Here is a 1,398-nt window from a genome sequence, read left to right as displayed (position 1 = left end):
CCTCGCAGCGCAGCCCAAGCCAACAAGAAGCATGTTGCGTCGGCCTTACGGCCAGTGTCTGCACCCCACAACGCGAGCGCCTGAGTGATAAGCGCATCTGCAACAGTAGTTGGATCGATATCGCCGGCAATAAGTCGATCGACGAAGCGGTGGGCACCGCGTGTTGCGGTTTCAAATTGAGTCATGGATTCTCCGTATGAAAAAACCCGCGCGATGTCGGGCTGTGGTGGGGTGGTGGACAGTGGTGAGAAAGCACGCGATAGTTTCAATGATCGTAACCGAGTGCCTCAAAAATGCTTTCGCCGAACAGCAAGCCCTCTATCGCCCGCTCAAATGCGGGCAATACCCATATTGCAGGCGAAATGTTCGTTGCAGCAGAGCTAGCAAAAAGGGGCTACTCAGTCTCACTGACGATGGGAAATGCTAAAGCCGTTGACCTTTTTGCAGAAAAGGACGGGCGAGCGATTTGTGTCCAAGTCAAAGCAATAGCCCACAAGAAGAATGTCGGATGGCCATTACCTTTTGTCAAAGACAAGATCATCGACGGGGTGATTTATGTTTGTGTCATTCTGAACGAGATCGGAAAGCCGCCAACGTACTATATCCTCCCTCCAACTGAAGTTTTATCGCGTGGGCGCTGGTATGCCACGAGAGCTATCCTCGACATTGCTAAAATCAGAGATGGACACTTTGAAGACGCTTGGCACATCATAGACGCGCTATTAGCTGAGCCGAGTAAACTCGTAACTATGGAAAAGAGTTAGAGGAAATTTAAGTGTTAATTACCTCGCCTAGCACTGAAACAACTGGTCGTCTGGATCTGCAGTTTCGGGCGACCAATTGATCTTACCGGCACTCACCGGCGTGGCGCCCAACTGCCCTAAGACTTGCCGCAAGAGTTGCATGCCAGGCACACCAAGAGCTCCCGCCTGCATGCTGGCCTGCAGATGAGCGGCCAATGCAACTATGCAGCGATGCGATCGGTTGAGCCAAGGCAAGCGATTAGCCATGTCATGCCACGCCTCGCGTTGCGGCGCAGTTAGCCAAAACGGAGGCGAGCCAAGGTCCTCCGCAAAGATAGGCTCAGTTCGGTTCCGATAACGCTGCGGATTCTTTGCGATCGCACCCGATAAACGGGCCGCTGCAAGTGGTTTTCGAGGTGGTGCCATAAGCTTGACCCATTGTTTGATACGTGGAAATGCGCGCGATGCGGGGGCACAGGTCCGCGGAAACGACCAAGCGACGACTTTTTTGATACCCCCTCCATTGAATAAAAAATCAAAGATTCAGGAAAAAAATCGCGAATGTGKGGGACGCGGGTGCGGCGTCCGATCGGGCCTAGACTTCAATGCACCCCGTGCTGGAAGAAGACGCCGCGCGCATGGCCGAAGCCAAGGG

Annotated in this window: 2 protein-coding genes; one reads left to right on the top strand and one right to left on the bottom strand. The window is 53.5% G+C overall.

Annotation, left to right across the window (positions count from 1 at the left end; genetic code table 11):
* Positions 1-185 (bottom strand): hypothetical protein (locus ACXJ5O_RS26995; protein WP_457302597.1); only part of this gene is annotated, 185 nt, incomplete at its 3' end.
* 108 nt (positions 186-293) lie between these two features.
* Here ACXJ5O_RS26995 and ACXJ5O_RS26990 point away from each other — a divergent pair.
* Positions 294-764, top strand: coding sequence for a group I intron-associated PD-(D/E)XK endonuclease (locus ACXJ5O_RS26990; protein WP_457302596.1), 471 nt, complete (start codon positions 294-296; stop codon positions 762-764).
* Positions 765-1,398 lie beyond the last annotated feature (634 nt).

The organism is Phyllobacterium sp. P5_D12, assembly GCF_054049495.1.
Note: the sequence above shows the minus strand (reverse complement) of the source record. Positions and strands in the feature narration are given on the sequence as shown.